Origin of the sequence: Streptomyces sp. NPDC099050, from assembly GCF_044759865.1 — a bacterium.
Lineage (GTDB): Bacteria > Actinomycetota > Actinomycetes > Streptomycetales > Streptomycetaceae > Streptomyces.
This window is the reverse complement of the sequence record NZ_JBIWAE010000018.1, coordinates 168,734-190,934: the sequence shown is the minus strand read 5'-3', so window position 1 is coordinate 190,934 and position 22,201 is coordinate 168,734. Positions and strand designations below refer to the sequence as shown.

28 protein-coding genes are annotated in these 22,201 nt (G+C 69.1%); 18 read left to right on the top strand and 10 right to left on the bottom strand.

Annotation, left to right across the window (positions count from 1 at the left end):
• Positions 1 to 685 precede the first annotated feature (685 nt).
• Complete coding sequence (locus ACIQV3_RS28020; protein ID WP_403716550.1) at positions 686 to 1,054, bottom strand: PRC-barrel domain-containing protein; 369 nt, start codon at positions 1,052 to 1,054, stop codon at positions 686 to 688.
• A gap of 319 nt (positions 1,055 to 1,373) precedes the next feature.
• Here ACIQV3_RS28020 and ACIQV3_RS28015 point away from each other — a divergent pair, with 319 nt between their 5' ends.
• Entirely contained in the window at positions 1,374 to 1,817 is a 444-nt protein-coding gene (locus tag ACIQV3_RS28015) for a hypothetical protein (RefSeq protein WP_403716548.1), read from the top strand.
• A gap of 103 nt (positions 1,818 to 1,920) precedes the next feature.
• On the opposite strand, the gene ACIQV3_RS28010 is transcribed toward ACIQV3_RS28015, so the two are convergent.
• The 3 genes from ACIQV3_RS28010 to ACIQV3_RS28000 all read right to left on the bottom strand — a co-directional run bounded on the left by ACIQV3_RS28010 (position 1,921) and on the right by ACIQV3_RS28000 (position 3,770).
• On the bottom strand, positions 1,921 to 2,502 hold the full coding sequence (locus tag ACIQV3_RS28010; RefSeq protein WP_403716546.1) for a DUF2231 domain-containing protein: 582 nt from the start codon (positions 2,500 to 2,502) through the stop codon (positions 1,921 to 1,923).
• Positions 2,503 to 2,616: 114 nt separating this feature from the next.
• Positions 2,617 to 3,015, bottom strand: coding sequence for an STAS domain-containing protein (locus ACIQV3_RS28005; protein WP_403716544.1), 399 nt, complete (start codon positions 3,013 to 3,015; stop codon positions 2,617 to 2,619).
• A 71-nt stretch (positions 3,016 to 3,086) separates the two neighbouring features.
• On the bottom strand, positions 3,087 to 3,770 hold the full coding sequence (locus ACIQV3_RS28000; protein WP_403716543.1) for an HSP18 transcriptional regulator: 684 nt from the start codon (positions 3,768 to 3,770) through the stop codon (positions 3,087 to 3,089).
• Positions 3,771 to 3,907: 137 nt separating this feature from the next.
• Here ACIQV3_RS28000 and ACIQV3_RS27995 point away from each other — a divergent pair, with 137 nt between their 5' ends.
• From ACIQV3_RS27995 to ACIQV3_RS27980, 4 genes are all read left to right on the top strand, one after another.
• Positions 3,908 to 4,342, top strand: a complete 435-nt coding sequence (locus tag ACIQV3_RS27995; protein ID WP_403716541.1) for an Hsp20/alpha crystallin family protein — start codon at positions 3,908 to 3,910, stop codon at positions 4,340 to 4,342.
• A gap of 117 nt (positions 4,343 to 4,459) precedes the next feature.
• On the top strand, positions 4,460 to 4,855 hold the full coding sequence (locus ACIQV3_RS27990; protein ID WP_403716539.1) for a DUF2267 domain-containing protein: 396 nt from the start codon (positions 4,460 to 4,462) through the stop codon (positions 4,853 to 4,855).
• A gap of 57 nt (positions 4,856 to 4,912) precedes the next feature.
• Positions 4,913 to 5,398: a DUF2267 domain-containing protein gene (locus ACIQV3_RS27985; protein WP_403716537.1), complete on the top strand. Its 486-nt coding sequence runs from the start codon at positions 4,913 to 4,915 to the stop codon at positions 5,396 to 5,398.
• Between the two features lie 153 nt (positions 5,399 to 5,551).
• The gene (locus tag ACIQV3_RS27980) at positions 5,552 to 5,992 is read left to right on the top strand and encodes a hypothetical protein (protein ID WP_403716534.1); all 441 of its coding nucleotides are present in this window, start codon (positions 5,552 to 5,554) and stop codon (positions 5,990 to 5,992) included.
• A 65-nt stretch (positions 5,993 to 6,057) separates the two neighbouring features.
• Here ACIQV3_RS27980 and ACIQV3_RS27975 read toward each other — a convergent pair whose 3' ends face one another.
• Positions 6,058 to 6,450 carry an ATP-binding protein gene (locus ACIQV3_RS27975; protein ID WP_403716532.1) on the bottom strand — a complete coding sequence of 131 codons (393 nt, stop codon included), beginning with the start codon at positions 6,448 to 6,450 and terminating at the stop codon, positions 6,058 to 6,060.
• Positions 6,451 to 6,720: 270 nt separating this feature from the next.
• Between ACIQV3_RS27975 and ACIQV3_RS27970 the strand changes: the two genes are divergently transcribed.
• The 4 genes from ACIQV3_RS27970 to ACIQV3_RS27955 all read left to right on the top strand — a co-directional run bounded on the left by ACIQV3_RS27970 (position 6,721) and on the right by ACIQV3_RS27955 (position 10,282).
• Positions 6,721 to 7,194 carry an ATP-binding protein gene (locus tag ACIQV3_RS27970; protein WP_403716530.1) on the top strand — a complete coding sequence of 158 codons (474 nt, stop codon included), beginning with the start codon at positions 6,721 to 6,723 and terminating at the stop codon, positions 7,192 to 7,194.
• A 24-nt stretch (positions 7,195 to 7,218) separates the two neighbouring features.
• Positions 7,219 to 7,503, top strand: a complete 285-nt coding sequence (locus ACIQV3_RS27965; protein ID WP_403716528.1) for a hypothetical protein — start codon at positions 7,219 to 7,221, stop codon at positions 7,501 to 7,503.
• Positions 7,504 to 8,123: 620 nt separating this feature from the next.
• Positions 8,124 to 8,441, top strand: coding sequence for an STAS domain-containing protein (locus ACIQV3_RS27960; RefSeq protein WP_403716526.1), 318 nt, complete (start codon positions 8,124 to 8,126; stop codon positions 8,439 to 8,441).
• Positions 8,442 to 8,554: 113 nt separating this feature from the next.
• Positions 8,555 to 10,282 carry an IS1182 family transposase gene (locus ACIQV3_RS27955; protein ID WP_403716524.1) on the top strand — a complete coding sequence of 576 codons (1,728 nt, stop codon included), beginning with the start codon at positions 8,555 to 8,557 and terminating at the stop codon, positions 10,280 to 10,282.
• Between the two features lie 35 nt (positions 10,283 to 10,317).
• On the opposite strand, the gene ACIQV3_RS27950 is transcribed toward ACIQV3_RS27955, so the two are convergent.
• Genes ACIQV3_RS27950 through ACIQV3_RS27935 form a run of 4 tightly spaced genes read right to left on the bottom strand, consistent with a single transcriptional unit; the run spans position 10,318 to position 13,929 of the window.
• A complete protein-coding gene (locus tag ACIQV3_RS27950) occupies positions 10,318 to 10,809 on the bottom strand; it encodes a MarR family winged helix-turn-helix transcriptional regulator (protein ID WP_403716522.1) in 492 nt (163 codons plus the stop codon).
• 41 nt (positions 10,810 to 10,850) lie between these two features.
• A complete protein-coding gene (locus ACIQV3_RS27945; protein ID WP_403716519.1) occupies positions 10,851 to 11,279 on the bottom strand; it encodes an STAS domain-containing protein in 429 nt (142 codons plus the stop codon).
• Positions 11,276 to 12,319: a B12-binding domain-containing protein gene (locus ACIQV3_RS27940; protein ID WP_403716517.1), complete on the bottom strand. Its 1,044-nt coding sequence runs from the start codon at positions 12,317 to 12,319 to the stop codon at positions 11,276 to 11,278. Before ACIQV3_RS27940 ends, ACIQV3_RS27945 begins: the two co-directional genes overlap by 4 nt.
• Before the next feature lie 26 nt (positions 12,320 to 12,345).
• Positions 12,346 to 13,929: a PP2C family protein-serine/threonine phosphatase gene (locus ACIQV3_RS27935; RefSeq protein ID WP_403716514.1), complete on the bottom strand. Its 1,584-nt coding sequence runs from the start codon at positions 13,927 to 13,929 to the stop codon at positions 12,346 to 12,348.
• 409 nt (positions 13,930 to 14,338) lie between these two features.
• On the opposite strand from ACIQV3_RS27935, the gene ACIQV3_RS27930 reads away from it, so the two are divergent.
• From ACIQV3_RS27930 to ACIQV3_RS27910, 5 genes are all read left to right on the top strand, one after another.
• On the top strand, positions 14,339 to 14,800 hold the full coding sequence (locus ACIQV3_RS27930) for an ATP-binding protein (protein WP_403716512.1): 462 nt from the start codon (positions 14,339 to 14,341) through the stop codon (positions 14,798 to 14,800).
• Entirely contained in the window at positions 14,793 to 15,305 is a 513-nt protein-coding gene (locus ACIQV3_RS27925; RefSeq protein WP_403716510.1) for an STAS domain-containing protein, read from the top strand. Before ACIQV3_RS27930 ends, ACIQV3_RS27925 begins: the two co-directional genes overlap by 8 nt.
• Before the next feature lie 55 nt (positions 15,306 to 15,360).
• Positions 15,361 to 15,615: a hypothetical protein gene (locus ACIQV3_RS27920; RefSeq protein WP_403716508.1), complete on the top strand. Its 255-nt coding sequence runs from the start codon at positions 15,361 to 15,363 to the stop codon at positions 15,613 to 15,615.
• Positions 15,616 to 15,675: 60 nt separating this feature from the next.
• Positions 15,676 to 15,894, top strand: a complete 219-nt coding sequence (locus ACIQV3_RS27915) for a DUF4236 domain-containing protein (RefSeq protein ID WP_403716506.1) — start codon at positions 15,676 to 15,678, stop codon at positions 15,892 to 15,894.
• 173 nt (positions 15,895 to 16,067) lie between these two features.
• Entirely contained in the window at positions 16,068 to 16,223 is a 156-nt protein-coding gene (locus ACIQV3_RS27910) for a DUF6131 family protein (RefSeq protein WP_403716504.1), read from the top strand.
• A gap of 192 nt (positions 16,224 to 16,415) precedes the next feature.
• Here ACIQV3_RS27910 and ACIQV3_RS27905 read toward each other — a convergent pair whose 3' ends face one another.
• Positions 16,416 to 17,840, bottom strand: a complete 1,425-nt coding sequence (locus ACIQV3_RS27905) for a pre-peptidase C-terminal domain-containing protein (RefSeq protein ID WP_403716502.1) — start codon at positions 17,838 to 17,840, stop codon at positions 16,416 to 16,418.
• Positions 17,841 to 18,195: 355 nt separating this feature from the next.
• On the opposite strand from ACIQV3_RS27905, the gene ACIQV3_RS27900 reads away from it, so the two are divergent.
• From ACIQV3_RS27900 to ACIQV3_RS27885, 4 genes are read left to right on the top strand one after another with little or no spacing between them, the layout of a single operon-like run.
• Entirely contained in the window at positions 18,196 to 19,149 is a 954-nt protein-coding gene (locus tag ACIQV3_RS27900) for an ABC transporter substrate-binding protein (RefSeq protein ID WP_403716500.1), read from the top strand.
• A 2-nt stretch (positions 19,150 to 19,151) separates the two neighbouring features.
• Entirely contained in the window at positions 19,152 to 20,135 is a 984-nt protein-coding gene (locus ACIQV3_RS27895) for an amino acid ABC transporter permease (RefSeq protein WP_403716498.1), read from the top strand.
• Between the two features lie 8 nt (positions 20,136 to 20,143).
• Positions 20,144 to 20,896 (top strand): amino acid ABC transporter ATP-binding protein, encoded by a 753-nt coding sequence (locus ACIQV3_RS27890; protein WP_403716561.1) that lies wholly within the window; start codon positions 20,144 to 20,146, stop codon positions 20,894 to 20,896.
• Positions 20,893 to 22,107, top strand: coding sequence for a M20 family metallopeptidase (locus ACIQV3_RS27885; protein WP_403716497.1), 1,215 nt, complete (start codon positions 20,893 to 20,895; stop codon positions 22,105 to 22,107). The genes ACIQV3_RS27890 and ACIQV3_RS27885 overlap by 4 nt, the downstream gene beginning before the upstream one ends.
• Positions 22,108 to 22,201 lie beyond the last annotated feature (94 nt).

The following is a 22,201-nucleotide window of genomic DNA, read 5'->3' as shown; positions in this document are numbered from 1 at the left end:
AATGTGCGTTGAACGTTTCCGTCGGCAGCGTTGCGGTAGAAACTCTCCCCGCGGGATCCGTTAAATCCTTAGGTCGCGGTGACAGATATTGATTCCCCCCGGGCACAGCGTTCTTACGCGCCCGCCGCTGGCTCCGGCATGGGGTGGTGCCGGGTTCCCGCAGGGCAACGAAGGTGAGGCTGTTGCTGTGGCGGCGGCACGAGGCCCTGATCCTTCGCGGGCGCGCCCCAGTCTGGGGGGCGTCGTTGGGAACCGGCTGGCGGTCACCCATTCGGATGCGGAGGTGTGTCGATGCGCTTGCCGCGGCAGGCTGGCCCCATGTCCGCCCTGCTGATCGTCTACCAGGCCGGCCAGCAGGGCCGGCGCCGGGTCCGCTACGACGGAGTCGCCATCGGCGCGGCCCACCGCCCAGCTGATGTCCGGGCCTTCCCCGCTGCTGCCGGGATGGAGAACGCCGACGACGTCGACCTCAAAGACCCTGACTTCGTGGAGTGGAAGGGCGTCGGCCACGAGCAGAGGAAAGGAGCGGTGACTGAGTCGGAGCCGATGGTCGCGTTCGCGAACCGGAGCCGTTTCGCTGCCTCGCGCTGGCCGAGGTCCTCAGGTTCGAGGACGGCCGACCCTCACGACGCCGGTCCCGGCACCCAGGAGGGTGCCGGGACCGGCGTCGTGGTGCGGAAGGCGATCAGGCGGGGCGACCGCCGAAGGGCGCGCCGCCGCCGTAGTACGTGCCCAGCTCCTCCCGGTACCCGGCATCGCCGAGGTGCTTGTCCCGGTGGAACTCGGGGGCGTTCTTGATCTGCTCCTTGGTGCGGTCGACGAAGACCTTCTTGTCCTCCGGGTCGACCCTGACGACGGTGCTCGCCGGCAGCAGGACCTCCTTGCCGAAGATCCACACCCCGGTGTCGACCACCAGATAGGCGTCACCGACCTCGTCGGAGTGCTTGTCGACCTTGCCGATGCTGCCGTCGGTGGCCTCGACCTTGTAGCCGGTCAGGTCCGTACCGGCCAGGTGGCCCGAGGTCGGCTGGTAGCTCCACACATGCTCAGTCACGCGAAAACAACTCCTCCGGTCAACGGGGGACGGCGGGGAATGAATTCTCCGCCCGCTCCTCCTTGTTCCGTACGTGGTACTCGGCGGGACTGCTGAGTTCCGCCTGAACTCCGCCTGCCCCGCCTTCCCGGCTTCACACACCCGGATCCAACGCCGCACCGGTCGGCCGTCGACATCTGGAGGTGAGCGGGTCCCCTGCTGTGTCACGCCCTGGCGCTCGACGGATCCGTGCGGTGGCAGGGCCGTTCGAGGAGGCGGTTCTACGCCGCTCGGCCCAATCGGACACTCGGTGCAGCATCCTTCGGGCAGAACAACTTCCATGGACGACAATCACGAGATGGACCCGGCCCACCAGGTGCCGGACGGCGTCGACGAGAAGACGGTGCGGGCGCTGGGCGCGCTCTCGAAGGCGCTGGAGACCACGGAGCGTGCCCGCGGCCACCTCTACGGATTCCACCAGCTGACCGGGACCGCGGACTTCGAGCTGGGCGACGCGGTCCGGCTCCTGCGCGAAGCGGGCCACGAGGAGCAGGCCGCACGGGTCGAGCGCGACATCGTGGGCCGCAACGTGATCCCGGGTCACTGGACGTTTCAGATCATCGAGGCCTACAACTCCACGTACTACCGACCCTTCGCAGGGATGGAACGCGAAATCGTCGACGAGCTGGTCGGCGGGCGCGAGCACCTCTCGGAGGCGCGCCTCAAGACGATTCGTCGCACCCGCCACCATCCGGACCACACCGCGACGCCCCCCACCTCTTGATCCGAAGGCCCGACCAGTGAGGGCGCGGGCGGGCCCGCAAGGAACTCAGCTGACCGGCTGCGGCTCATCAGAGCCGTTCCGGAGAGGGGAACAGAGCTGGTCCTCACGCTGTGGCGTGCGCTCCGACGGCCTGCCGGTACGCCACATGCCCGCCCAGCGCACCACTGACGGCCACGGCAGCCAGCCCGCCCAAGGACCACAGCCGCCCCTTCGCCGAGCGGCCGCGGAGCCGCGCCGTCAAGGACGCCGTGTAGCAGGCCACCACAGCCACGTTGGAGACGGCGTGGGCCAGGCCGACCCGGGCCTGCTCGGGCGGAAGGTCCGCCCAGTCCGCCCAGCCGGCCATCGCTGCCGGGGCGACTCCGGCCAGTCCGACGGCGGTCAGCGTGGTCGTCGCGTGCTTTGCCCCGGGTACGACGTCGAGCACAGAGGCTGACAGCCAGCACCCGATGGGTACCTGCACGAGCACGGGGTGCACAGGGTGGCCCAGGGGCCTGCCGCGCAAGAGGTCGCGCATCCGGCCCAGGGGGAGCGAGCGGATGCCCCGCTGGAGCACTCTGATGGCCGGGTCGGCCACCGTGGTCCGTTCGAGCCCGTCCAGGGTCGTCAGCCACCATGTCGAGGCGGTGTCGAGCGCTGCTGTCTGCCGGGCGGTGGGGGAGGCGTCGAGGGTGTGTGAGTTCATACCCGACGCCTACCCGCCTGCACGCCGCCATCCCGCCCCGGCCTCGACTGCACCCGAACGACAGGCCACCCAATGGGCGAGCCTCGTACACAGGTCTGCGTACACGTCCACCCGCTACTGGGGCGGGCTGACCGGGTGCCTTCCTGGGATGCTGCCGCCTGTGGGCGGGTGGGGGTCGGTGGGGAAGAGGGACAGGGTGCCGGTCATTTCCAGAAGGCGCGTCAGCTGGTCGCTGGGAGCGGCGAGGCGGATGACGGTGCCTGTTGCCTGCGCGGAGTGCCGGGCGTTGAGGAGGGCGTTGAGTCCGGTGGAGTCGCAGAAGGTGAGGCGGCTGCAGTCGACCACGACGGGCCGGGCCGGTGAGGCGTGGGTGAGGGCTCCGCTGAGCGCGATCCGCAGTGCGGGTGCGGTGTCCATGTCGATTTCACCGACGGGGTGGAGGGTGACCGTGCGGTCCAGGACCTCCACCCTGATGCCGGTGCCGTCGGCCTCCAGGGGAGAACGCTCGGTCATGGTGAACACTCCTTGGTTCGACGCGTCTGGCCCCGATGCCCGCGGGCTCGGTGCTGATGGAGGGCTGGACGTCAGGTGTTGCGCTGGTCGTGGGTGCTTTGGCGGAGCTGGTCGGTGTGGCGGGTCAGGGCGTCGATGCGGTCGGCGAGCTCGGAGTCCTCGGGCCTCAGATGCGCGCGGCTGTCGGCCAGGGGACCCACAAGGCGTGCGACATCACTATCGCCCAGAGCCACATTCAGGTCCCCAACAGTGCGCTCGGCAGCCGCCGGGAGGCCGGTGAGGGAAGTCACCTGGCCGGCGAGGCGCCGCAGGTCGGCCGCGTTGTCGCGGGCCCAGGCGCTCACGTTGCGGTCGGCGGCACGGGTGGCACGCGTGGCCTCGACGCGCTCGTCACCCGTGCTGCCGGCCGCACCGGGCCGCAGGCGCAGGTAGCGGCGCTCGGCGGCCTGCCGGCTCGCGACGCCCAGCGGTCCGGCCAGGTCTGCCCAGCTCGCACCGGCATCGCGGGCGGACTCGATCAGCCCGCTCTCCCAGCCGGCCAGCTGCTCACGGACCTCGCGCAGCATCACCAGCGCGGCCAGAACCGAGTGCGGACCCGCATCCCGATCGGGCGTCGCCGGGGCGCTCACTGCGCTGCTGACTGCTTGCTGGGCACCTCGTACGGCTCCGCTGATGGTCTCCAGGGCCGCCGAGGCAGCGAGGAAGTCGATCTGCGGGGGTGGGGTGGCTCCTGCCATGGCACTCTCCGTTGTCATGTCGTCCTCCCAGTGACATTGCTGGCGTCATCCTTTCGGCGACACTCACCTTGTCATCGTTTGGATGACATGCTACAACGGAAGCACGTTGAAGCGCATTGGCAGTTTCTGCCTGAACCAACTGGAGGTGTTTCGCGATGTTGATGCGCACTGACCCGTTCCGCGAGATGGACCGGATCGTCCAGCAGCTGTCCGGCAGCTCGGGCACGTGGTCGAAGCCGTCGGTGATGCCGATGGACGCCTACCGTCAGGGTGACGTCTATGTGATCGCTTTCGATCTCCCCGGAGTGAGCGCCGAGGCGATCGACATCGACGTCGAGCGCAACATGCTGACCGTGAAGGCGGAGCGCCGGCCCGCGGAGAAGTCCGACGGTGTGCAGATGGAGCTCGCCGAGCGGCCCCTCGGTGTGTTTTCCCGCCAGGTGATGCTGGCGGACACCCTCGACACCGAGCGCATCGAAGCCGACTACGACGCGGGTGTCCTGACCCTGCGGATCCCGATCGCCGAGCGCGCCAAGCCCCGCAAGATCAGCATCGGCAGCGAGTCCGGCCGCAAGCAGATCTCCGGCTGAACCCTCCCGCACCAGCCGGCAGCGGAGGGCGGGACGAGCCGATCCCCCTCCGGCACCCCGCCCTCCGCACCCGTCTTTCGCCCCTTCACCCGTTCACCCCTTCTCGGAGGTGTCGTGATGTCGATGCGCAGGGAGTCGTTCCTGGCCCATGTCCAGGAACGCGGCGAGTACGAAACGGCGGAGGAGGCGGATCGTGTTGCCCGCGTCGTCCTGGCTCTGCTGGGCGCCCATCTGGTCGGCAGCGTGCGGGCCGAGCTCGCGGCCCGGCTGCCCGAGAGCTTCGCCCTGATCCTGCTCAACCCCCTGCAGGCCGCCGAACCTCTTTCACCCGAGCGTTTCGTCCGCGCGACAGCGGCCTGGATCGAGGGAGCCACCGAGCAGACGGCCCTGTGGGACATCGGCGCCGTCCTTTCCACCGCGGCCGCAGCCGCGGGCGACGTCCTCATCCGCGAGGTGCTGCTCCAGCTGCCCCCGGGCTACGACCTCCTCTTCGGCCACCCCCAGCCCACCTGACCGCACACGACCCCCGAGCCCTGTCCCAGATCGACCGAGAAAGGCCAGCGCCCCGTCATGTACGACCAGACCCAACCGGAACACTCTCTGACGGCCATGACGTACAGCCAGCTGCTCGAACGCGTCCGCTACGAGGGCGCCTACCCCACCCGCGCACGCGCCGAGGAAGCCGTTCGAACCGTCCTCGCCGCTCTCGGACGGCAGATCACCGGCGACGAACGCGTCGACCTCGCACACCGGCTGCCCGTCGAAGCCGCGCTCACCTTGACCGCCCCGATCCCCGACGCCGAACAGCTCACCGGGTGGGGGTTCATCAAGGACCTGGCCGCCCGCACCGGCACGACACCGGCCACCACCCGCTGGGACACCGGCGCAGTCCTCGCCCCCGTCTCCGCCCTCGCCGGCCCCGGCCTCCTCGCCCGCATCCTGCGCCGGCTCCCCGACGGCTACGCCCTCCTCTTCGGCCAGCCACAACTGCTTCGGCCCCGACCCGCAACCTGCTCGAGCGGGGCCTCCGCAGCGATGAGGACGTGCATCGGCTGACGTCCGTGACGCGGCAGGTGATCTTGACTGTGACCTGATCCAGGCTCTGGGATCGCTTGGCCCTGCCGCCTTCGGGTAGGCGCAGTGTGGATCGGCGGGCTTCCGCCGGCCGCGGCCCATTCGCACGTGGCAGTGCGGAGCAGGGAGTGCTCCATGATCCTCATCCTCGGTCTCATCCTGTTGATCGCTGCGCTGATCTTCGCCGTGGCGGGGGTCATGGCGAATCTCGGCAGTGCCCACGAGCTCACCAACGACTTCTCCGTCTTCGGCTACCACGTCACCAGCTCGACCGGCGCGCTGTTCCTCTACGGCATCGCTGTCGGCGCGGCCGCCGTCCTGGGCCTGGCCCTCGTCCTGGCGGCGGCCCGCCGGGCCGCCCGTCGCAACCGCCTCGCCCGCCACGAGGCTTCTCTCACCTCGAAGCGGGAGAGCGCGGTCGTGGACCGCGAACGCGAGGACCTCATCGCACAGCGCGACGCCGCCCTCGCGCAAACCGGCCAAGCCCTCGGCGAGGACCATCCCACCCCCACGGCCACCCCGGCCACGGGTCGCAGGCGCGCCAAATGGTTCGGCGGGCACAGCGATCCCCGCTAGCCCCAGGGCCTGTCGTCCACCATCCGGTCGGGGAGCGCTGACCCTGTGAGTGCCGGCTGCGCAGGTCAACGGGGGAGGAGGGCGCGTACGGTCTTGCCGCCCTCGGGCCCGGGCGTGACGACGGTGGCACGGGCGAGGTTGTTGACCATCTGCCAGCCGAATCCACCACTGCCGTCGTCAAGGTCAGGGGTGCGCATCCGCGGTGGGTGGGGACTGGAGTCCTCGACGGCGACCTCGATGGTGCCCGGGTGGGCAGCCAAGCGGAGGGTGTAGCTGCCGCCGCCGTGACGCACGGCATTGGTCACGAGTTCGGAGACGACCAAGATCACGCTATCTGCGCTCTCCGGCTCCATGGCCGGCTGTCCGAGGGCTTCGAGGAAGGCCCGCGCTGCTTGGCGCGCACCGGCGATTGAAGTGAGGGCGCGGAAGGCCGTGTGGTCGGCGGTCATCGTGGTCATCGCGCGCTCCAGGTCCGTCGTTTTGTCGGGCCATGCCTGCCTGGGCGTTGTGCCCCCGCCCGCAGCTGTCGAACCCAACGACGCCCGATTACCTGAGTAACGGGCACCTGAAAATCTATGTTGGCTGGCGTAGACACTGGGCTGTGACGTGGTTGTGGTCCGCGCCACCCGGGCGGTCAGATTTTCGTTTCGGGTCTCCTGTGTAAGGCTGCCGTTTCGGGGAATCCGGCTGGAAGCAGCCGTGTGGCTTGCTCAGGATGAGGGTGGCGTATGGCTGCTGTGGTGTTCCAAGCCGAGTATGAGTCGCTGGTCGGCCGTCCGATCGTGTCGGCCATGGCCTTGGACGGCATCGAGCCGATCGCTGGGGCCAGGCGTGCTGCCCGCAGTTTCATGACCGACGTACAGGCCGTTCACGGGCTTCCGGTGTCGGACCGTGCGATGAGCATGGTGGAGCTGGTGGTCAGCGAGTTGGTGACCAATGCCTACAAGTACGCGCCCGGGCCGTGCCTGCTGGAGCTGGAGGTGAGCGCCGACGTCGTGGAGATCAGCGTGTGGGACACCGCCGCGCAGCTGCCCGCGGTGAGCCCCGCTGATCCGGGCCGGGTCGGGCAGCACGGCCTGGAGATCGCGATGGCGGTGTGCCGAAGTTTCGAGGTACGGCGCGAGCCCGTGGGCAAGCGGGTGAAGGTCACCATAGGGCTGGACGACGACCCCGGCGGGGACCCGGCCGGACGCCTCCTGTGATCATGTCGGCCAGGCTCTTGCCACGTGAGTGAGGCGGCGGGACAGTCGGTCACGGCGCGGCTTTCGACTCGCGATCCACACCCCGATCAGGGGAGGCTGCGCGAGGACCCCGCCGACGATCGTGTGCCCCGGCAGATCCACGTACGGCAGTCCCGTTCATACGGGCTGGTGGACGGGTGCGTTCTGCGCCATGCCGACGCGACGGAGCGGATTGCCGTCTACACCTGGGTGCGGCGGGGCGAGCCCGAGCCGGTGACCGCAGATCTGCTGGAGCTCTTGGCCGAGGTCTGCCCCCAGGAACACGCCTGACGGATCGATTGCGGCCGATAGCCCTGGTGCCTGGAAACGCCGGGCGGCCTCAGGTGCTCCGCCGGCCTGCTACTGGTCAACCCAGTCGGCCTTGTTTTCCTGCTTGCGGGGCACTCGGATTCCTCATCGGGACGTGCACGGAAATCTATGGTGGCCGAAGTAGACATTGGCCTGTCGTCTGGCTATGGTTTCTCCCGTAGCCCAGAGAGGCCGAAGGGCCTGGCAGAGACGAACTGCCGGGCTACCGCAGTACCGGTTTGGCAAGTGATCCCAGAGGGATGAACGGAGGAGTTGAGGCGCCATCAGGATCGCCCGGACGGCGTGTGAGTCCGGGTACCGCAGGACATCGATGGTGAGGTGGTCTCCGGTCAAGCAATCGCGATCCCCGCTTCCCCGACAGCGCTCAGGTCGCGGACGCAGAAGGCCGGCGCAGTATCAGGGCCGGTAGATGGTGTAGTCAGTTCCTTCGGGGCCCTGGTGCCAAAGGCACCAGGGCCCCTCCGTACGCACAGGAGTCATTCGGCCGTCTCGATGACGACGATCACCCCCCGCCTACGCGATGGGCCGTATCTCTCGGCCCCCCGACAAGCCGGTAAGAGGAGGCCCCCATGGAACCGTGCGTGACGGTCTCACCGGACATCGACGGTGCCCGCGTGATCACCTGCACGGGCGAGTTCGACCAGGACACCCTCGAACCTCTTCGTCAGGCCATCACGGGCGCCCTCACCGACCCGGTGCGCACGATCGTGCTGGACGTCAGCACGATCACGTTCGCCGACTCCTCCATGCTCAACGAGTTGATCTGCCTGTGGCGCACCGGCCGTCCCATGGTCCTGGCAGGCCCCCTGAACCCACAGATGGCCCGGCTCTTCGAGCTCACCTCGGCGGATCAGCTCTTCATCATCGTCGACAGCGTCGAGGCGGCGCTCACCCTGTAACCGGCCTGCCTCAGTCACAGGGACAGGCACTCAGCTTGACTCTGTCGGGGATCTTGGAGTTTCGCGGTGCGGCAGCATGGTCAGCGGGCATGCTCGGGTAGGTCCGATGACCGATGCAGCTGTCGAGGTGCCCGTTGTCCCTCCGCCCCCGTTCCGGTGAGCAAGTCCCGCCTCTGACTGCACAGGTTGCGCGGGCGAGCAACCCGGACGGCACGACGGCGATATGGGTGCGCGACCGGCTGGATGGGCTGTGGTGCGACGAGGACTTCGCCGACTGGTACCCGCGTGACGGGCGACCGGGCCTCTCGCCCGCTCAACTGGCCACCGTCTGTGTGCTGCAGTTCCTGCTCGGCCTGTCGGACCGGCAGGCCGCCGAGGCGGTCCGCTGCCGCATCGACTTCAAGTACGCGATGGCCATGGAGCTGGACGACCCCGGCTTCCACCACAGCGTGCTGGCCGACTTCCGTGATCGCCTCGCCGAAGGCGACCGGGCCGACCGCCTCCTCGACCTCATGCTGGCCCGCCTCAAGGAGGCAGGTCTCGTCCGCGAGCGCACCACCCAGCGCACGGACTCCACCCATGTCCTGGCCGCGGTGCGCGACCTGACCCGCCTGGAGCTGATCACCGAGGCGGTGCGCGCCGCGCTGGAAGAAGTCGCCGCCACCTCCCCTCACCTGCTGGACGAGCTGGTCGACGAGGAGTGGGGACGCCGCTACGGCCGGCCGGTCCGCCTGGGCAAGAACCCCACCAAGCCCAAGACCAGGATCCTCGCCACCGGCAACGACGCCTTACGGCTCCTGGAACACCTCTACCGGCACGGAGCAGACCGCGCGTCCGGCCCCCGCGTCCAGGCACTGCGCCAGATCATGGTGCAGAACTACCATCGCGACGCCGCAGGACACCTGCGCTGGCGCACCGCCGAGACGGAAGACGGGCCCGGGCTGCCGTCTTCGTCCAGGTCGATCGTCTCTCCCTACGACACCTCGGCCCGCTACGCACGTCACGGACACATCATCAGCTGGAAGGGGTTCTCCGCTCACCTGACGGAGACGTGTGCTCCCGACAGCCCCAACGTGATCACGGACGTGGCCACCACCGCAGCCACCACACACGACAGTAAGGTCCTGCCCGGCATCCACACCCGCCTGCGCCGCCGCGGCCTGCTGCCCGCCGAGCACCTGGTCGACAGCGGCTACACCTCCCTGGTCCACCTGGACCAGGCCGCCCGACAGCATCGAGTCACCGTCACCGGACCGCTGCCGGGCAACCCCACCCGCCAGCACCGCCAGAATGAAGGATTCGGTCGGGACGACTTCCACATCGACTACGACCGCCGACAGGTCACCTGCCCCCAGGGCCAGGTCAGCCGGGGCTGGCACGGCCCCTACCCGACCTCCTCGCCCACCGCGGCCCCGCTGATCGTGGCACGGTTCACCAAGGGCCAGTGCCACCCCTGCCCGGTCCGCGCCCAGTGCACCACCTCCCGCGAAAGCACACGCAACGTCGGGTTTCCCCCGCGCGAGCTCCGCGACCTTCAACTCCGCGTCCGAACCGAGCAACAGACGCCTGAGTGGAAGACCCGCTACGCGGTCCGCTCCGGAGTAGAGGGCACGGTCAACGAGTTCGCCCACGGCCACGGCATGCGCCGCTGCCGCTACCGAGGACAGGACAAGGCCCACCTCCAACACGTCCTGACCGCGATCGCCGTCAACATCGAGCGCCTCAGCAGACTGCGACCGACCGCGGAAGCGACCCCGCCCCGTCAGCCGACCGCCTTCCAGAACTACCTCGATCAGCACGAGATCCCCCGTCCGAGATCCTGGCGAACCCTGGGCAGCTGACCTCGGCAACTCCAAGATCCCCGACAGAGTCAAGCTCAGGCGGCGGGGTCGTCCTGCTGGGCGGAGCCTGTGGTCGCGGTGATGCCCAGCTGGAGTGCTGCCAGTCCTGTGGCGAGTGCTTGCCGGGTATCGGCGCTCATGGTGTCGAGGGCCTGGGCGAGCGTCTGCTGGCGCTTCTCCCGTATCTGGGCGAGGTGTCGTTCTCCGGCGGGGGTGAGCCGGGGGGTGAGCTCGCGGCCGTCGCCGGGGCAGGGATGGCGGCGTAGGAATCCGGTGGCCTCCAACCGGTCGCAAAGCCGGGTTACGGAGGGGGCGGCGGCGCCGAGGAGCTGGGCCAGGGCGCTCATGCGGATCCCGGGCCGGCGGTCGAGGAGGAACATCAGGCGTAGCTGCGTGGTGGAGACCGGTGCTGCCGCAGTGGCTTGGCGGGCGCTCTCGTAGACGACGTCGAGGAGTTCGGCGATGTCGCTGACCGAGCGCGCGGCGTCCGGGTCGATGCCGCCGGGCCCGAAGGCCGGTACAGGCATGTGCATTCCCTTCGTGCGAGCGGCCCGCCTGCCGGTGCCGGTCAAGTGCTGGGGTCCTGCCCGCTGGAGCGGGACTTTATAGCTTCCTGTGAACCGGCGGAGGCTCTCTCGGTCGTCGAGGCCGCCGACCGGTTACCGGTGTGTGGGCTGGTGAGGTAGTCGAGCGTGCCGGTGACCCGCAAGATCCGGTTCAGCGCCGGTGGCCGCCCCTCCAGGTGCAAGCGTACGCCCGCGGCGTCCGCGTGCCGGCGGATCAGCAGCAGGACCGCCAGCCCGCTGGAGTCGACACCGGCCATGTCCGTACAGTCCACGTGCAGGTCACGCAGAACGCCCCTGCCGGCCAGGACTGCGGAGACGGCGTCCAGGAGGCGGTCGGCATCCCGGTAGTCGAAGTCTCCGTGCACCTCGATGCGCACGGCGCCGGCAGTATCGGTGCGGGTGAGGCGCAGTGGCCCGGGTACGGGGATCATTCGGCGGCTCCGCCAACGGTGAGTGGGGTAGGGGTCAGGCGGGTGATGGCCAGGCGGATCATGTCCGTGGCGCGGGGGAAGTCCTTCAGCTCACCCGCGAGTACGTCCAGCGCAGGCGGCAGACTCCGCGCCGGGACGCCGCGGGCTTCGAGGATGCCCGCGGTCCACAGCAGGAAGCGGGAGAACAGCTCGGCGTCGCCGGTGTAGAGGGCGGCGCCGAGGAACTCCACGATGTGAGCCAAGTCCTCGGCCGTGCGTTCCCGCTGCGCCTCGCTGTAGCCGCGCATCGCCGGAAATCTGTTCTCCAGGGCGGTGAAGACCGTCCGTACGAGCTGGGGGCGGCTGCGGGTGACGAGGGTGTACTCCTGGTCGGCCAGGTGCGGCAGGTCATCGATGGGCTGGTGGTCGGGCCGGGGCCGCGGCAGGGGCCGGCGCTCGAGAAGGTCGGCGGCCGCACGGGCGTCCGGCGTCCACGCGTCCGCGCCCAGCAGGCGGGCGTACTCGCCGTCCGGCCCGAACGCGGCTCCCCCCACGAGAACCGGAGCCCCGGCAGCCTGACATGCGGTGATCGTCGCGTGCGCGGTGGGCAGCCGTGTGGGGATCGAGCTGGACAGCGCGACGACGTCCGGCCCGGTGCGGTGGATGTGCGCGACGAGATGCGGGGTCGGGACGTGGGCGCCGAGGTAGTACACCTGCCAGCCCCGCAGCTTGAGGACCTCGGCTACGAGCCGTGCCGGCAACCCGTGCCACTCCCCGTCGACGCACGCCACCACGACCCGCCCCCGCGAGATCTCCGTACGGGCGGCAGGATGCTCGGCGACGACCGCTACGGCACGCTCGTTGATCGCGGTGGCGGCGTGCTCCTGCGCGACGCTGATCCGGTTGGCGGCCCATTGTTCACCGACGCGGCCCTGCACCCGGGCGATCACGTCCAAGAAGAGGTCCTGCGGTGCGGCTCCTTCGTCCAGGGCCTGGCGGACCACGCTGACCGCGGCCCGCTCGTCGCCGGCCAGGGCCGCGCCCCAAAGCCGTGCGGCCACAGGTTCCGTGCTTGTCGGGTGGGATATCACGCTGTGAACCTGCCCCTCGTGTGCCCGTCTACGGCACTGAGGTGGTTGTTTCGGGGCGCGGAGATCGCCACGACGGCCATGTCGTCGTGGCGGCCGCTGCCGACCCATTCGAAGGCGAGCATCTGCACCCGCTCCACCACCGCTTCCGCCGGCATCCCCGCGCACTCGCCAAGCACCCGCTGCAGCCGCGCGTCACCGAACATGGCCCCGCCCAGCGGTCCGCCTCGTGCCTCGGTGATCCCGTCGGTGTAGAGCAGGCAGGTCTCGCCCGGGGCGAGCGTCACTTCCGCCGTCTCGGCGGTCACGGCCGGCAGCGCTCCGACCAGCGTGCCGTAGGTCGCGGCCTCCTCGACGGTTCCGTCGGCGCGCAGGATCAGCGGAGCGGGATGGCCGGCGCTGGTCAGCCGCAGCTTGACGGAGCCGCCCTCGCGGACCGCGGAGGCCAGAACCAGGGTCGCGAAGCGCGCGTTGTGCGTGCTCAGTAGCGCGGTGTTCAGCAGGTTCAGCATCCGCGGGTGGTCATCGGCCATGGGCAGCAGGGCGTGCAGGGTGTTACGGATCTTTCCCGTCATCACGGCGGCCTCCAGGCCCTTGCCGCACACGTCGCCGAGGACGACCAGTGACGCGTCGCCCGCCACCGCGGCGGGGTGGACGTCGTAGAAGTCCCCACCGATCCGCTCATGGTCCAGGGAGGGCCGGTAGCCGCCCGCGTACTCGACGCCCGCCACTTGATTCAGGGATGGCGGGAGCAGTTCGCGCATCAGCGTCTCGCTGATCGACGCCTGCTCCGCATACAGGCGCGCGGCTGACATGGCGGCGCCCGCTCGGGCGGCGAAAAGGCGGGCGAATACCTCCTCGCCCTCGGTGAATCCGCTACCGCCTGAGCGGCGCAGCAGGACCAGCGCTCCGGCGGGGACGCCGTGGCCGGGCAGCGGTGTGATCACTATCGACCCCACCGTGCCGAACTCCTCCGGGACCAGCCAGGCCGGGGCGGTGGACGGGTCGATCCAGCGCGAGGGGACGGGCGGGAATCCCTGCAGTGCTTCTGCCAGCCCCGGCACCGCCTCGGGGTCCGCGGCCACACGCGACGCCTCCGGCATCCCGCCGCGCACGCAGGACACGATGGGCAGTTCACGGCCGCGTGTGGGTGCGATGACCACAGCCGCGTCGGCCAGGTGCTCCGCGGCCATCTGCGCCGTGACGTCCATGCACCGCTCCAGATTCAGCGAGGACAGCAGCACGTTCGACGCTTCCCCCAGGAAGGCGCTGCGCTGCCGTTCCATCCGCAGGGCCTCACGGGCCAGACGGTGGTCGGTGTCGTCAACGAGCCACCACACCACCGTCCCGTCACCGCGGCGCGTCGGATGCGCTTCATACGAACGGTCGCCGACCAGACCCTGCGCCAGGGCATCGGCTTCAGCTGCCGAAGGCCGGGCAGTTGCCGGCGCGAGACAGCGGGTGTGGGCTTCGGACAGCCACGCGGGCACGGTGCCCGCGATCGGCGTCCCTGCGCGGGCCTGAGGGAAAAGCAGACCGGCAACCTCGTTCACCAGCACCAGGATTCCCTGGTCGTCTGCCACAAGCACGGGGTAGGGGGCCTCACTCCACGGCGCGCGCACCGAAGGGGCCGCTTCCTGGGTGGGAATCACCACATCGTTGAGGCCCGCTGCGCGAACCCCTCACCTCATAGTCTCGGAGAAAGTTACTTGCCTTGCGGCAACCATCCTCCATCCGGCACCCTCCTGGCAACCGCGCCTCCCGCACCGCACGGTCCCTCACTCGTTCGAGGCCACCAACCTCAGGCCCGTATTCTGAGGGGCGGACGGCGTGCAGGACGCGATGAAATGCTGACTACCGTCACCCGCACCCGCACCCGCACCCGCAGCCGAACCAGAGCGGTGCGGCGCATGACCTCCACCATCAAGGGCAGGCGATAGCGGCATGAACGCGTCTGCGGCAGCCGACAACACCCCCCGTCCGGAGCACACCATGAACGGTGCACAGCCGGCCGTTGCCACGGCGGCGTCCGCCCGCCACCAGGTCACGGAACTCCTCGGGCGCGCGGGCATCAGACCCGACAGCGTGCCTGCCACAGACGCTCTCCTGATCACCTCGGAACTCGTCACCAATGCCATCCGCCACGGCGGTGGCATCACCCGCTTCCACGCCGCCATCATCGACGACGCCCTCCACCTGGCCGTCAGCGACGCGAGCCCCGACCACCCCTGGTCCCACCCTGCGCCCTACGGCAGCCCCGGCGGCTACGGATGGCCCCTCGTCCAGCTCCTCGCCGAACGCGTCGACATCACCCCCCTCCCAGGCGGTGGGAAAACCATCACCGCCACCCAGCGCCTGAAGAGCACGGACACGACGTACCACCACCAGCACCAGCCCCAACTCCGCATGGGGTTCGGGACAGCCGAAAAGCAGCAGACAGGCACGCATGAGTGATGCAGAAACAGCAAAAGTAATCGCAACCAGAATTGCTGCATACCTCGCCGCGGTTCACCCCGACGCCCTGAACCCCGACGACCTCGCCTGGCTCATCGTCCGCGAACTCAACCAGGTCGGACTCCTCGGCAGCAGCCCCAGGCCCGACGCCAAGGAGAAAACACCAGGAACGCAGCAAGTACTGGCGCTCCCGGACCGCGGCGACGGGGCACGCGTCATCGTCTGCGTCGGGGAGTTCGACCAGCGGACCCTGCAGGTCGTTCAAGAGGCCGGCACCGCCGCCATCACCGATCCGGACATCCGGCGCATCATCCTGGACGTCAGCCGCGTCACCTTCGCCGACTCCTCCATGCTGAACGAGATGTTCCGCCTCCGGCGCAGCCGCCACCTGGTCCTCGTAGGCCCTTTGCCCAACTCCCTCGCACGCGTCCTGGAACTCACCCAGGCCCGCGCCCTGTTCCACGTCACCGACAGCATCGAAGCGGCTCTCGCCTGGGTTGGGTGAGCCAGTTCACCTGCTTGCAGGGCCCTGGAGGGGGCAGGCGCGTGAGGTGACCACAATGGACGCGAGAGTGTACTGCGGCGACGACGGCCAGTGGGCCGGCCCGTCGCCCGGACGCCTGTACGTGAACCTGCTCGGCGGCCCCCTCGACGGCCGGCTCTACGACATCACCGACCTGTCCCCGCAGGAACGCGTAGTAGGAGCGCTCCTGATCACCGATCGAGGCCTCTTCGGACCTGGCGGCCGCTCTCTGTACAAACCCTCCGAAGCCGATCCAGGGGGCCCCTTCCTCTGGGAAGGTGACACCCCCTGAACTCCTCGGGCTGCCGCGGGCTTGGCCCCCGCGGGTCCATGTCGGGATCCCGGCCGTGTCGTGGCGGACCCGGCGCTGCTGGTGCGTCCTGATGGGACACCGGGCGGGAAGAGCTTCAGGATCCTGCCCGGTGTCCGCCTCAACATCAACCGCAAGTCGTGGTCGATCACCACCGGCGGCAAGCACGGCCCCCGCCGCACCCGCAGCGGTACCGGACGCCGCACCACCTCGATGAACCTGCCCGGCCCTTTCGGCTGGCGCAAGACCCGCCGCGGCTGATCCGCCGGCGCGGATGCCGACACCCATCGGGCCGACAGTGGTGGCCATGATCAGGGCGATGAGGCCGAGGACGAGAACCAGGACGTCGCCCCTTCGGGCCAGGCCTTGACAGGCTGCCGGACGCGGTTAGCGCATACCCTGGATGTGAAGTATCCAACGGCGTGGGAGGCACCATGCTCGTTCTCGGCATCATTCTGCTGATCATCGGTTTCGTGACCGGAATTTCGATCCTATGGACCATTGGGATCGTTCTGCTGGTCGTCGGAGCTGTCCTCTGGATCCTCGGAGCGGCAGGTCACGCTGTCGGGGGGAGGAAACACTACTGGTGACGGAGGCCCAACCTCGGGAAACCCGCACGGGCGGGGTAGACGCGATGCCGTGCGGGTGAGCTGTCACCGGCCCCCGAGCCGATCCCAGCGCCCCAGCGCAGCTGTTCTCGGCATGCTCGGGTGCTTCACTTCTCGTAGTTCGCGTGGGCGGGTGCCGGACCGGAGAGTGGGAGATCCGGCACCCGCCGTGCCTCAGCTCTTCGTCAGGGTGCAGGTGTAGGGAGAGCTGCCCGAGCTTTGGTACGCGTCGAGTTCCAGGTAGTAGGTGCCGCTTCCGGCGGCGGTTCGGGTGAAGGTGAGGTTCTCGTCGGCGCCCACTCCGTCGTTCACGGACCGGTCGATGGTGCTGCCGCCGGAGTCGAGCAGGTAGAGGTCGGCGTCATAGGCGCCGTCCGGAATGGCGCACTGGATGCTGACCCGCTCGCCGGCCGAGAAGGAGACGCGGAAGTAGTCGCGGTCGGTGGTCGATTTCATGCTGCCGGTGAGCGAAGCGGGGTAGGTCAGCGCGCCGGCGTCGTCGGCGGTGGCGCGGGTGTCGTTCGCTTCGGTTTCCGCGAGCGTGTTCGTGCCCCCGGGCGGGGTGCAGCTGGTCTGAGGGGTGCCGGTGTACAGGTTGGGGTCGGCGACGCCGCTTGTGACGCTGCGGAGGTAGTAGCCGCAGGTGGGTCGGTTCTTGAAGTCGTAGGTCTGCCCGGGTCCCAGGCGCCAGATCTTGTAGTTGGAGAAGGTCAGCGGCTTGCCTGAGGATGCCTGCTCCGGCTGGTGGTCGCCCAGGACGACGAAGGCCTCCTTGCCGTAGAGGGTGGCTGTGCCGTTCTTGTCGAGGAACAGTGAGCTGCCTTCCTCGACCCCAACGCCCCAGGCCTTGCCCCCGGAAGTTCGGCCGTCCTTGATGGCGCGGGCGACGAAGGCCATGGTGCGGCCCATCCGGTCGCGGGTGGTGAAGTGGGAGTCGTTGATGACTCCGCCGTAGTTCGCCCAGTCGAACATGCCGGTGGTGAAGGTGATGTAGCTGTCGTACGGGTTGGCGAGGGCTTCTGGGCTGGTGACGCTGCCCTTGCAGGCGTCGTAGACGACGGGGCTGTTGATGTGGTGGCCGGCGCTGCCGCCGCCCGAGCCGCCGCCCTTGGCCACGACGGACTCGACGGATGTCTCCAGTGCGGTGCCCTTCCAGGCGGCGTAGCGGCACTGGTCGCCGCCGGCGAAGTAGACGAATTCGGCGTTGCGGACGTCGGTGTTGACCTGGCTGTTGTTGCCGTCCGCGGCGGCGGTCAGGGTCCAGGTGGTACAGGAGTTGACGCCGGGCAGCGCCATGGCGGCGTCGCATTCGGGCGTGGCGCTGCCCGAGGTGGGGGCCGATCCGGCCAGTACGACGACGTCCAGGCTGCCGGTGCCGCCGCGTATGGCGTCGATGGCGGCCGACATCGATCCGGGGATGATCTTGCCGTCGCCGTTCATGGTGAAGGCGGGGCCCTGCCATGACGTGCGGCTGACGTCCGAGCCGCTGCCCGAACGGACCCGCGTGGCGGCCGCCTGCGCGCTGGCGGTCGAAGTGAGCGTGGCGGCAAGGGTGAGCAGTGCTACGGCAGCCGAGGCGTGCTTGAACCGTGTGCCCATGGCTTCTCCAAGGGGGGTGGGGGAGGGGTGGTGAATCTGCGGGAGGCAGGGCGTGGCGACGCCCTGAGCGGTGCTTGGGGAGGTGCACAGCCCCGCGGGTGTTGCAGTAGCGGAACTTACAAGCCAGGTCGAATGAACGGTAGATGTAGCGCGCGAATCGCTTCGCTCGCTCGATGGGTGGGCGATTTGGTCAGCTCAAGGGTCGGCTCTGTGCAGTCTCGAGGCCGGCGGGGTGCTCGTTACCTCAATGTAACGAGCGATACATCTAGCCATTCAGTGAAGGCTTCTGTAATTTTCGTGTTGCAGTCGACGGCGAGCACCCCGTCGGCCCGAAGACCGGAGAGGCATACGCCTGATGAACACCCGTCTGTCCCGAAACCTGATCACGGCCCTGACGGCCGCGACCGCGCTGGCCACGCTCACTTCTTGTTCGGACTCCACTGCCGAAACCGCCAAGGCCAACGGCGGGCAGCCGGCCACCGTCGCGGGAGTGGCGGTCACGAAGGACGCTGCGCTGTACGACGCACTGCCCGACGCGATCAAGAAGGCGGGCACCGTGCGAGTGGCCACGGACGTGCCCTACGCGCCGTTCGAGATGTTCGTGGCCGAGGGCAAGCCCGAGCTCACCGGGCTCGATTACGACCTGGGGCAGGCGCTGGGAGCCAAGCTGGGTGTGAAGTTCGAGTTCGCGCCCCAGAAGTTCGACGGGATCGTGCCGGCCATTCAGGCCGGGAAGTTCGACGCGGCGATGTCGGCGATGACGGACAACAAGGAGCGCCAGGCGGTCGTCGACTTCGTCGACTACTCGGTCTCCGGTTCCGGGATCATGGTGGTCAAGGGCAACCCCGAGAAGATCACCACGCTCGATGACCTGTGCGGCAAGAAGGCCGCGGTGCAGGCGGCGACCAACCAGCTGGACCTCCTCAAGGAACACCAGGCGAAGTGCAAGGCCGCCGGGAAGGGCGAGATCGACATCCAGACCTTCCCCAAGGACTCGGACGCGCAGCTCGCCCTGCGCTCCGGCAAGGTCGTCGCCCAGGTGCAGACCAAGCCCGCCGCGGGCTGGACCGCCAAGACCGCCGACGGCGGCAACGCCTTCCAGGTCGTCGACGATCCGGCTGCCGCGGGCGGCTACGGGGCCTCCCCGAACGGGATCGCGGTCTCCAAGAAGCTGCCCCAGCTCAGCGACGCGATCCACAAGGCCCTGCAGGCTCTGATCGACGACGGAACCGTGACCAAGATCTTCGACAAGTACGGTGTCGCCTCGATCGCCGTCAAGGAGGCCACCAAGAACGCGGCGGTGGACTAGAAATGACCACCACCACAGCTCCCGCGGACATCGACCGCCCGGCCCCCGAACAACTCACCGTCGTACCGCTGCGCCACTACGGCCGTTGGATCGCCGCTGTAGCGGCCATGACCGCACTCATCGGTGTGGCCGGATCACTGGCGAAGAACGGCAATCTCCACTGGGAGATCATCGGGCGCTTCCTCTTCGCCGACCTGATCTTCTCCGGCCTCGTCACGACCCTGTGGCTCACCGTGGCGGCGATGGCCCTCGGGCTTCTTCTGGGCACGCTGGTCGCAGTGATGCGGCTGTCGTCCAACCCGGTTCTCTACGGCATGTCCTCGTTGTTCGTCTGGTTCTTCCGTGGGACCCCCCTGCTGGTCCAGATCATCTTCTGGGGATACGCAGCCGCCCTCTACCAGTACGTGAAGATCGGCATCCCGTTCACCAGCGTCACCTTCTTCCAGGTCGAGACGAACTCCCTCCTCACCCCGGCCATCGCAGCCCTGCTGGCCCTCGGTCTCAACGAGGCCGCGTACGCCTCGGAGGTCGTCCGCGCCGGCATTCAGTCGGTGGACCCCGGCCAGAGCGAAGCCGCGCACTCCCTCGGCATGCGGCCCGCCCAGACGATGCGCAGGATCGTGCTGCCCCAGGCCATGCGGGTGATCATCCCGCCGATGGGCAACGAGACGATCAACATGCTGAAGATGACCGCCCTGGTGTCGATCATCTCGGCGCACGACCTGATGTCCAACATCCAGGACGTATACGCGCAGAACTACCAGGTCATTCCCATGCTCGTCGTCGCCAGCCTCTGGTACCTGGGCCTGGTCACCCTGCTCAGCATTCCGCAGGCATGGCTGGAGCGGCGGTACGGCCGCGGATCGGGCGGCGGCCACATCTCACCTCTCCGCCGCATGCTCGCCGGTGCACTGGCCCCGCCTGCCCGCCGGCCTGCCCGCCGGCCCGCCCGCACGAAGAAGAACACCGAGGAGGCGGCAGCGTGAACGTCCCCATGGTCCACGCCCAGGGCGTGCGCAAGCACTTCGGGAAGCTCGAAGTCCTCAAGGGCATCGACCTGACCGTCGAACGCGGCCAGGTGTGCTGCCTGCTGGGTCCCTCCGGCTCGGGCAAGTCGACGTTCCTGCGCTGCATCAACCACCTCGACAGAGTCGACGGAGGGAAACTCGCGGTCGACGGCGACCTGGTCGGTTACCGCCAGAGCGGATCGCGGCTCCACGAACTTCGCGAGAAGGAGGTCGCCGCGAGACGACGCGACATCGGCATGGTCTTCCAGCGCTTCAACCTCTTCCCTCACATGACTGCCCTCGACAACGTCATGGAAGCCCCCGTCAACGTCTGCAAGGCCGACAAGGCGCAGGCCAGGGAGGAGGCCCAGCAGCTGCTGGAACAGGTGGGCCTCGGGGATCGGGCGGGCCACTACCCGGCCCAGCTCTCAGGTGGGCAGCAGCAGCGCGTCGCCATCGCGCGAGCCCTGGCGATGAAACCCAAACTCATGCTCTTCGACGAACCCACCTCCGCGCTCGACCCGGAACTGGTCGGAGACGTCCTGGACGTGATGCGCCGGCTCGCGGCAGACGGCATGACGATGGTCGTGGTGACCCACGAGATCGGCTTTGCCCGCGAGGTCGGTGACACCGCCGTCTTCATGGACGACGGCGTCGTCGTCGAATCCGGTGACCCGCGCCAGGTCCTCGTCGAACCCCGGCAGGAACGCACCCGTGCGTTCCTCTCGAAGGTTCTGTGACGGCCCCCTCACGGGAGCAGCTGCACACCAACGAGCTGATTCCGTATGCCGAAGCGCGCCTGGAAGGCTACCTGTCCGACCTCGCCGGCCTGGTTGCCATCGACTCGGGCTCCTACAGCCCCGCCGGCGTGAACCAGATGGCGGACTGGACCCAGAACCGGCTGCTGAGGCTCGGATTCGACGTCGAGCGCCTGGCGCCCGACCCTCCCCACGGGCACCCTGTCGGAGATGTGATCCTCGCCCGGAAACTGGGCGGCCTTCCGGTCGAGCAGGGCGGACGCCGCCTCCTGCTCGTCGCGCACCTCGACACCGTCTTCGACGACGGAACCGCGGCGGCCAGGCCCTTTCACCTCGACGGCCACACGGCGCGCGGCCCCGGTGTCAGCGATGACAAGGCCGGCCTGCTGGCCGGTATCACCGCTCTGGAGATCCTGGAGGAGACTCGGGCCGGGCAGTACGCCGAGCTCGTCTTCCTCGCCACCCCGGACGAGGAGATCGGCTCACCGGCGAGCCGCCCGGTGACCGAAGCGGCAGCCCGTGGAGTCCACTTCGCCCTGGCCCTGGAGTGTGCCCGGGAGAACGGCGACCTGGTCATCGCCCGCAAAGGTGTCGCCGACTTCCGGGTGAGCGTCACCGGCCGGGCAGCGCACGCCGGCATCGAGCCGGAGCGCGGAGCGAACGCGGCTCTGACCGCCGCCCACCTGGTCGTGGCCCTGCAGTCCCTCAACGGCCACTGGGACGACGTCACCGTCAACGTCGGTGTCGTACGGGCCGGCAGCCGCACCAACATCGTCTGTCCGGAAGCCGAGCTGCGCGTCGAGGTGCGCTCGGCCACGGCCGCCGGACTGGCCGCGGCCCACCGTGCGATCGAGTCCGCAGCCGCACGGCCGGCCGTGACCGGTACCACGGCGACGGTCGAGCAGCTTGACCTGTGCCCGCCCATGGAGGACACACCCGCCTCACGCCGCATGTTCGACCGGGCCAGACGCATTGCCGCGGGCTTGGGCATCAGCCTGCACGGCGCGGCGACCGGCGGCGTCGGGGACGCCAACTTCATCGCGGGTCTCGGCGTGCCCACCCTGGACGGTCTCGGCCCAGTGGGCGGCGCCGACCACACACCGGAGGAGTGGCTGGACACCTCGACCGTCCCGGCCCGCGTCGCCCTCCTGGCTTCCCTCGTCGCCGACCTCGGCGACGGCCGCGCCGGCTGACACCCCCAAGGACGTCCCGTACCGGTTTGATCGCGCCATTGCCCGGTACGGGACCCGGCCCCGGCAGCCCCTCCCACCACGCCCCGGGCTGCCG

What these genes read in the sequence shown, in the direction of transcription:
- ACIQV3_RS28015 (WP_403716548.1), top strand. Translation starts at nt 1,374, where the DNA reads ATGGACGACAATCACGAGATGGACCCGGCCCACCAGGTGCCGGACGGC.
- ACIQV3_RS28010 (WP_403716546.1), bottom strand. Translation starts at nt 2,502, where the DNA reads ATGAACTCACACACCCTCGACGCCTCCCCCACCGCCCGGCAGACAGCA.
- ACIQV3_RS28005 (WP_403716544.1), bottom strand. Translation starts at nt 3,015, where the DNA reads ATGACCGAGCGTTCTCCCCTGGAGGCCGACGGCACCGGCATCAGGGTG.
- ACIQV3_RS28000 (WP_403716543.1), bottom strand. Translation starts at nt 3,770, where the DNA reads ATGACAACGGAGAGTGCCATGGCAGGAGCCACCCCACCCCCGCAGATC.
- ACIQV3_RS27995 (WP_403716541.1), top strand. Translation starts at nt 3,908, where the DNA reads ATGTTGATGCGCACTGACCCGTTCCGCGAGATGGACCGGATCGTCCAG.
- ACIQV3_RS27990 (WP_403716539.1), top strand. Translation starts at nt 4,460, where the DNA reads ATGTCGATGCGCAGGGAGTCGTTCCTGGCCCATGTCCAGGAACGCGGC.
- ACIQV3_RS27985 (WP_403716537.1), top strand. Translation starts at nt 4,913, where the DNA reads ATGTACGACCAGACCCAACCGGAACACTCTCTGACGGCCATGACGTAC.
- ACIQV3_RS27980 (WP_403716534.1), top strand. Translation starts at nt 5,552, where the DNA reads ATGATCCTCATCCTCGGTCTCATCCTGTTGATCGCTGCGCTGATCTTC.
- ACIQV3_RS27975 (WP_403716532.1), bottom strand. Translation starts at nt 6,450, where the DNA reads ATGACCACGATGACCGCCGACCACACGGCCTTCCGCGCCCTCACTTCA.
- ACIQV3_RS27970 (WP_403716530.1), top strand. Translation starts at nt 6,721, where the DNA reads ATGGCTGCTGTGGTGTTCCAAGCCGAGTATGAGTCGCTGGTCGGCCGT.
- ACIQV3_RS27955 (WP_403716524.1), top strand. Translation starts at nt 8,555, where the DNA reads ATGCAGCTGTCGAGGTGCCCGTTGTCCCTCCGCCCCCGTTCCGGTGAG.
- ACIQV3_RS27950 (WP_403716522.1), bottom strand. Translation starts at nt 10,809, where the DNA reads ATGCCTGTACCGGCCTTCGGGCCCGGCGGCATCGACCCGGACGCCGCG.
- ACIQV3_RS27945 (WP_403716519.1), bottom strand. Translation starts at nt 11,279, where the DNA reads ATGATCCCCGTACCCGGGCCACTGCGCCTCACCCGCACCGATACTGCC.
- ACIQV3_RS27930 (WP_403716512.1), top strand. Translation starts at nt 14,339, where the DNA reads ATGAACGGTGCACAGCCGGCCGTTGCCACGGCGGCGTCCGCCCGCCAC.
- ACIQV3_RS27925 (WP_403716510.1), top strand. Translation starts at nt 14,793, where the DNA reads ATGAGTGATGCAGAAACAGCAAAAGTAATCGCAACCAGAATTGCTGCA.
- ACIQV3_RS27920 (WP_403716508.1), top strand. Translation starts at nt 15,361, where the DNA reads ATGGACGCGAGAGTGTACTGCGGCGACGACGGCCAGTGGGCCGGCCCG.
- ACIQV3_RS27910 (WP_403716504.1), top strand. Translation starts at nt 16,068, where the DNA reads ATGCTCGTTCTCGGCATCATTCTGCTGATCATCGGTTTCGTGACCGGA.
- ACIQV3_RS27905 (WP_403716502.1), bottom strand. Translation starts at nt 17,840, where the DNA reads ATGGGCACACGGTTCAAGCACGCCTCGGCTGCCGTAGCACTGCTCACC.
- ACIQV3_RS27900 (WP_403716500.1), top strand. Translation starts at nt 18,196, where the DNA reads ATGAACACCCGTCTGTCCCGAAACCTGATCACGGCCCTGACGGCCGCG.
- ACIQV3_RS27895 (WP_403716498.1), top strand. Translation starts at nt 19,152, where the DNA reads ATGACCACCACCACAGCTCCCGCGGACATCGACCGCCCGGCCCCCGAA.
- ACIQV3_RS27890 (WP_403716561.1), top strand. Translation starts at nt 20,144, where the DNA reads ATGGTCCACGCCCAGGGCGTGCGCAAGCACTTCGGGAAGCTCGAAGTC.